The 6,226-nt window shown below is 63.1% G+C and carries 6 protein-coding genes and 1 pseudogene; 1 reads left to right on the plus strand and 6 read right to left on the minus strand.

Going from position 1 to position 6,226, the window contains the following annotated elements; all coding sequences use genetic code 11:
- The 5 genes and pseudogenes from WBQ44_RS07260 to WBQ44_RS07280 all read right to left on the minus strand — a co-directional run.
- Positions 1-339 (minus strand): annotated as a pseudogene (locus tag WBQ44_RS07260) (acyl-CoA desaturase); the annotation flags it as partial.
- Between the two features lie 83 nt (positions 340-422).
- Positions 423-1,745: a fatty acid desaturase family protein gene (locus WBQ44_RS07265; RefSeq protein ID WP_495566044.1), complete on the minus strand. Its 1,323-nt coding sequence runs from the start codon at positions 1,743-1,745 to the stop codon at positions 423-425.
- Positions 1,746-1,876: 131 nt separating this feature from the next.
- The gene (locus WBQ44_RS07270; RefSeq protein WP_495566045.1) at positions 1,877-2,992 is read right to left on the minus strand and encodes a ferredoxin reductase; all 1,116 of its coding nucleotides are present in this window, start codon (positions 2,990-2,992) and stop codon (positions 1,877-1,879) included.
- Between the two features lie 116 nt (positions 2,993-3,108).
- Positions 3,109-3,621 (minus strand): DUF6912 family protein, encoded by a 513-nt coding sequence (locus tag WBQ44_RS07275; protein WP_495566049.1) that lies wholly within the window; start codon positions 3,619-3,621, stop codon positions 3,109-3,111.
- 37 nt (positions 3,622-3,658) lie between these two features.
- A complete protein-coding gene (locus WBQ44_RS07280; RefSeq protein ID WP_495566046.1) occupies positions 3,659-5,131 on the minus strand; it encodes a WS/DGAT/MGAT family O-acyltransferase in 1,473 nt (490 codons plus the stop codon).
- Between the two features lie 231 nt (positions 5,132-5,362).
- On the opposite strand from WBQ44_RS07280, the gene WBQ44_RS07285 reads away from it, so the two are divergent.
- The gene (locus WBQ44_RS07285; protein ID WP_495566047.1) at positions 5,363-5,929 is read left to right on the plus strand and encodes an Rv3235 family protein; all 567 of its coding nucleotides are present in this window, start codon (positions 5,363-5,365) and stop codon (positions 5,927-5,929) included.
- Between the two features lie 45 nt (positions 5,930-5,974).
- Here the strand turns inward: WBQ44_RS07285 and WBQ44_RS07290 are convergent.
- The coding region (locus tag WBQ44_RS07290; RefSeq protein WP_495566048.1) for a hypothetical protein at positions 5,975-6,226 on the minus strand (252 nt) is incomplete at its 5' end.

A 6,226-nucleotide genomic window follows, 5' to 3' on the forward strand; every position in this document is an offset into this window, starting at 1 on the left:
GTCCCACTCCCACGACGTGGAGTGCACTTCCGGATCGTTCATCCAGTCCCACTGCCCGTGCATCACATTGTGCCCGAGCTCCATGTTCTCGATGATCTTCGCAACGCCGAGCATGCCGGTACCGAAAAGCCAGGCCGGACGCTTGCGGCTGGCGAATAGTACTGCGCGTCCGCCGATTTCGAGGCTGCGCTGCAGCCGGATGGTATTGCGGATGTATCGGGCGTCGCGCTCGCCGCGTGCGCTCTCGATATCGCGACGGATGGCGTCGAGCTCGACGCCGAGCGCCTCGACGTCGGCGTCGGTCAGGTGTGCGTACTCTTTGATGTCCGAAATCGCCATGGGTTACAGCCCTCCTGGCAGTCGTCGGTGATGCACGTGGTGCACGTTCACGACTACCGTACCGTAACTTACGGTTGCGTAGGTTACGTTCGCGTAGCCGTGAGCGAACTCACGCGGTCCTGCTGTGCGCGGCGCATGGCCTTGGCCTGGCGCTTTGCTTCCTTCTTCGCGTTGCGCAGCGAAACACGTGCCTCGGCGATCGCAGATCGAAGTCCGCGGCGCTTGCCCGTCAGCGGATCGATACGAAGCGCGTGCACGACAGGTGCGTCGCCCTGACGGAACCGACGTTCGGAGCTGGTCTCGGGCGCATTGTCCGATGTCGCGCGCAGCCAACTGTCCGGCAGAGAGAGCTTGTGAATGGTTCGCAACGCCAGCAGGTACTGCTTCCCTAGTGAGCCTGTTGTGTATGGGAGGTCGTACTTCTCACACAGCGCGTGGACCCGTTCGGAAATCTCTTGATACCGGTTGCTGGGCAGGTCGGGGAACATGTGGTGCTCGATCTGGTAGCACAGGTTGCCACTCATGAACGCCATGACCTTGCCTGCGTCGAAGTTGGCGCTTCCCAGCATTTGACGCAGATACCACTCGGGACGAGTTTCGGTCTCGAACTGACCCATCGTGAACTTCTCGGCCCCATCGGGGAAATGACCACAGAAGATCACCGCGTAGGCCCACAAATTACGAACGAGGTTGGCTGTCGCGTTCGCCGTCAGCGTGCTCTTCCACGCCGGACCGGTGAGCGCGGGGAAGAGAACGAAGTCCTTGCCGACCTGACGAGCGATCTTGCGGCCGAACGCTCGATGGGCCGGAGACTGCCAGAACTTCTTCTGGTCGTCCCCGTCCAATTGCTTCTGCGCGTCGAGATCGTGTAGCGCAATCCCCCACTCGAACGTGGTCGCGAGCAAGACGTTGGCCAGGGGCTGCAGCAGATTGATCGGCTTCCACGGCTCGTCACGCGTCATCCGCAGGATGCCGAAGCCGATGTCGTCGTCCATCCCGACGATGTTGGTGTACAAGTGGTGCGAGTAGTTGTGCGCCCGCTTCCACTGCTCGGACGGACCGGTCTGGTCCCACTCCCACGAGACGGAATGGATCTCGGGATCGTTCATCCAATCCCACTGCCCGTGCATCACATTGTGCCCGAGCTCCATGTTCTCGATGATCTTGGCGACGCTGAGTAGTGCGGTACCGGCGAGCCATGCCGGCCGATACTTGCTGCCCAGCAACACCACTCGGCCGCCGAGCTCCAGGCACCGTTGCAGCCGAATGGTCTTACGAATGTATGCGGCGTCTTTCGCGCCACGTGAATCCTCGATGTCGCGGCGTACCGCGTCGAGCTCGCGACCGAAAGATTCCAGGTCTTCTTCGGTGAGGTGAGCGAACTCCTTGATGTCCGAAATGGCCATCGTGGTCCTCCAGAGTTATGGGCGTTGCCCGAAATTTACTACTCGCGACAGGGCGCCGTTATACAAGCGTAACCGAACATGCTGAGAAGCTGGTGTGGGCTCGTTCACGATCTACGAGTAAGTAAGCACCGTCACAATTCGAGCGTGCAGTCGCCGGCGGCAGCCGAGATGCACGTCTGAATACGGTCGCCCTCTCCGTGCTCCTTGCCGGAACGAAGATCGATGACGTGTCCTGCGGTCAGTGGAACCACACATGTCTGGCAGATGCCCATCCGACAACCGAACGGCATCTGCACGCCGACGTTCTCGCCGGCTTCGAGCAAAGTAGTCGCGCCGTCGACGTCCGCGGAGCGGTCGGACTTCGAGAAGGTGACCTTGCCGCCCTTGCCGGAAGTATCCGCACGAGCAATTTCGAAGCGCTCGAGATGCAGCTTGTCCTCGATACCCGCGTTCTTCCACACCCGCTCTATCTCTTCCAGCAGGCCGGAAGGTCCACACGCCCAGGTCTCCCTGGTCCGCCAGTCGGGGTACAGATCGTCGAGTGACTTCAACGCGAATTTGCCGTCGGACCGCGTCAACTGAATGTGCGAGTCGAACTGGGGGTGAGTCTCCGCAATCGACCTCAATTCCGCACCGAACATCACTTCGTCCTCGGTCGGCGCCGAGTGGACGTGCACGGTGTCGGGCATATCGCCGTGCCGGTCGAGGGCACGCAGCATCGAGATGATGGGCGTGATGCCGCTGCCCGCAGTGAGGAACAAGATCTTCTCGGGCGGCGGTGTCGGCAGCGCGAAGTTGCCCTTGGGCGCAGCGAGACGAACGATGGTGCCCTGCTGAACACCGTCGACCAGGTGGGAAGACAGAAATCCTTCAGGCATCGCCTTCACGGTGATGGAAATGCGCTTGTCGTCCCAATTGGGAGGGGAAGTGAGCGAGTACGACCGCCAATGCCAACGGCCGCCGAGATGTAGACCGATGCCGATGTACTGCCCCGGCTGATAATCGAAATTGAATCCCCACCCCGGCTGAATCACCAGGGTGACGGCCGTGGCGGTCTCCTTCTTGACTCCTACGACCCGGCCGCGAAGTTCGCGAGCCGACCACAAAGGGTTTGCAAGATGCAGATAGTCGTCGGGAAGCAGCGGCGTGGTGATCCTGGTGAATGCACCGCGCAGCATGTTGAGCCTGGGACGCTTCGGTGCGGATACATCCGCCGCCGGAGCCTCCAGCCACTTCTTGAGATCCATCCGGTAGTTCATTCCCCTCGATAGCTTCGACAGAATCACTGCCCGCGCAGACCCTGATTCTCCAGGCCCGCTTCGTCAAGGTTACGCTACCGTAGGTTACCGGTGGGTGTGAGTTGCTAGAGAAATTCCAGCAAGAAGGGCAATTCCTGCGTCGCGTACCACGCCAACGTGTGATCCTCGGCGTCCCCGAGAACGAACTCGGCATCCGCATCGCCCATGTCTGCAGCGTCGACCACCGCAACTGCCTTCTCGACGGCAGGCTCTGCCGCCTCCAGATCGACGTGAACCGACGCCACCTGATCCATGCGCAGTGGCTCTTTCAACCGCACCACGGAATCGTCGAGATCGGGACGCAGTGTCGGATCGTCGACGTCGGCCGCAATGACGGCCCTCCGGAAGACCACTGCCCCTCCGAGCGTTCTGCCCGTTCCGTCATCGTCGGACTCTTCCTCGTCCTCGATACCGGCCGCCACCAACCGCAGTGACGCCCTCGCCGCCTCGTTCATCGCGACCTCGGCCAGCTCTTCGTCGTCACCGGACGAGTAGGCCTCACGCAGGGTCGGGGTCACCGCGAACGCAGTGCGACTGACCGGGTGAAATTCGCCGTCGGCGACCAATGTCCGCAGCATTGCGATCGTCGCGGGAACGTAGACCCTCACAGGCACCTCATACTCTCGAATCGTTACTTGCGTCGACGAGTTCCTCTAGCGCCTCGAACAACAACGCGGTGATCACGTCGACATCCGGCATGGCACCGCGATCGGCGTTGAGGCCGAAGCACACCGACCCGTCGTACGAGGTCAGCCCGATGCTCAGCGCCTGATTCTCGAAGAGCGGCGAGACGGGGAACATCTCCAACATACGTGCGCCCCCAACGTAGAGCGGGTACTGAGGACCCGGTGCGTTGGTGATGATCAGATTGAACAGCCGTTGCGACAACCGGCTTCCTGCCCGTGCTCCCATGGCGTGCAAGCTGGCCGGTGCGAATCCGGAGATCCGCATGAGCGTGTGCGCGGTGACGCCCGGTGACTGCTTCGCATGAGCCTCGGTGGCGTGGGCGATGTGCGAGAGACGCACCACCGCGTTCGGCTCACCCACCGGAAGATCGACCAGGAACGACGACACCTCACTTCGGGGAGAATCGTCCGTGTCGCGCGCGTCACCCGAGTCGCGATCACCGCCGATTCGGTCGGTGTAGCCGTCGTACCCAGCCCGTTCGTCCGAGACGTACACCGACATCGGAACCATCGCCCGCACGGTCGACGACGCCGTGACGGGCTCGCCCCTCGACAGCAACCAGTTCCGCAGCGCGCCGGTGACCACGGCCAGAACCACGTCGTTGATCGAGCATTCGAACCTGGCGTGGATTTTTCGATAGTCGGACAGCGAAGTTTTGGCGACCGCAAACCGCCTGTTCCGCGAGATGGGCGCGTTGAGCGGACTCGACGGCGCAACCTGGGTGGCGGTGCGAACGGCGGACAGGATCTTCCCTGTCGCTCCGAGTACGCCACCCGCCACGCCCGCGACGCCCGACAGTGCCCCCTTGACCACCTCGACGCCCTCCCCCGGAGACGCAATCAGTTCGGTGATCGCGTCGAACACCAGGGCCGACTCCTTCGGCTCACGGGCGGGCATCCAAAGCTCCTCGGCCATGAGAGGTGGGCTCTTCGTCGCATCGAGGATGACCTGGCCGATTTCCAAAGACTTCTCGCCGTCGACGAGAGCCGAGTGCGACTTGGTGAAGATGGCGAACCTGTTCTTGGACAGACCCTCGACGAGGTACATCTCCCACAGCGGGCGCGTGCGATCGAGCGGTCTGGAGGTGAGCCGTGCAACCAGATCGTGCAGTTGGTCGTCGGACCCCGGTTTCGGCAGTGCCGACCGACGAATGTGGTAGGTGATGTCGAAATCAGCGTCGTCGACCCACACCGGCCTCGCCAGCCCGAACGCCACCTCACGCACCTTCTGACGGTAGCGCGGGACGAGTACCAACCGCTGCTCGACGAGAGAGAGCAAGCTCTCGTAATCGAATCCGCTACGCGGTGTGCGGAAGACGGCCAACGACCCGAGGTGCATGGGGGTACTGCTGGCCTCGAGAAAGTAGAACGATGCATCCTGCGTAGTCAGCCTGTTCACCATCGCGTGTACCGGTTCCCCGTCCTCAGCTCACCAACAGCGGACACTCGTTCTCGCCCGAGCCGGTCCGTGTGCTCGAACGTAGATGAAGCCACAGGCTACAGCCATTCGGCTGCGAGGTAGCGCACCGAAGACGGCGCGGCCCTTTTCTTCCGCAGCGGAGGAACCGCCGAACACGACGCGGCGTCTGAAGTAGGTACAGGCCCGAAAGCGGCCCGGGATACCAGGAGCATCGTGACCACGACAACCGAAACAGGCCACCACACGTTCGTCAGTCGCGCTCTTCCGTTCGAGCCAGCGATCGAAAACCCTTGCAGTGCTACACCTTCGATCTGCCGCGGCCGCCCCGCCACCGAACACGGCAGGCCCACCCAGGATCGGCGCCCTCGGCCGTTCCCGCGCAGTCTCGGCACCCGGCACCAGAGTCCGCACGCGTTCGCGCGTGCAGCGGCGGACCCGGCTGCCGCCGTTCCCGACGACGCGAGGCGAGGAGCCGAACAGGGAATGCGTCTTCTACTCGAAGTGCTGGATCGCCGACGGCCGGCAGAAAAACTGGGGGCCTTGTTCGCGCCCGCTGTCGTCGAGTCGGTCAAGACGATCGTGCGAACCCATCCGCCGGGTCATCGGCTGGGGTCTGCATCGCTGCGCCGAGTACACGTGGCACGAACCGCACCCGATGCGGCGGAAATCTTCGGCACCTACGCGCGGGGGCCACGAGTGTTCGCCGTGGCCGCCCGGCTCGAATACCGCTCTGGCTCCCGCCGTTCCGGGTGGACGATCACGTCCCTTCGGGTGTGCTGATTTTCTCGAACCGAAGCGACGCGACCACTTGGAGCGCGGCGGCCGCTAGCGCTTCTTCTTCGACCGCGACGACTTTGCCGTCTTGGACTGCGTACGAGCAGCTTCCCGACGCTCGCGGCGCGTTCCCTGCGCAGCGGCGTTGGTTCCGGGTGCGACAGAAGCGGAACGACGCACCGCGGTGCCGCCGTCCTCGTCGGGCCCCGAGAACGTCAATCGTTCGTTCGTCGGTTGCTCGTCGAGGCCCTTCGCCCGCAGTGCAGTCGACGCAGGCGTCGGCGCTGGAGCCTGGGGCACCGG

The organism is Rhodococcus sp. (in: high G+C Gram-positive bacteria), from assembly GCF_049591685.1.
In the GTDB taxonomy this organism is placed as follows: Bacteria; Actinomycetota; Actinomycetes; order Mycobacteriales; family Mycobacteriaceae; genus Rhodococcoides.

Bases quoted from the DNA above. Each gene is read 5' to 3' on its own strand.
- WBQ44_RS07270 (WP_495566045.1), bottom strand. From the start codon at position 2,992: ATGGATCTCAAGAAGTGGCTGGAGGCTCCGGCGGCGGATGTATCCGCA.
- WBQ44_RS07265 (WP_495566044.1), bottom strand. From the start codon at position 1,745: ATGGCCATTTCGGACATCAAGGAGTTCGCTCACCTCACCGAAGAAGAC.
- WBQ44_RS07275 (WP_495566049.1), bottom strand. From the start codon at position 3,621: ATGCTGCGGACATTGGTCGCCGACGGCGAATTTCACCCGGTCAGTCGC.
- WBQ44_RS07280 (WP_495566046.1), bottom strand. From the start codon at position 5,131: ATGGTGAACAGGCTGACTACGCAGGATGCATCGTTCTACTTTCTCGAG.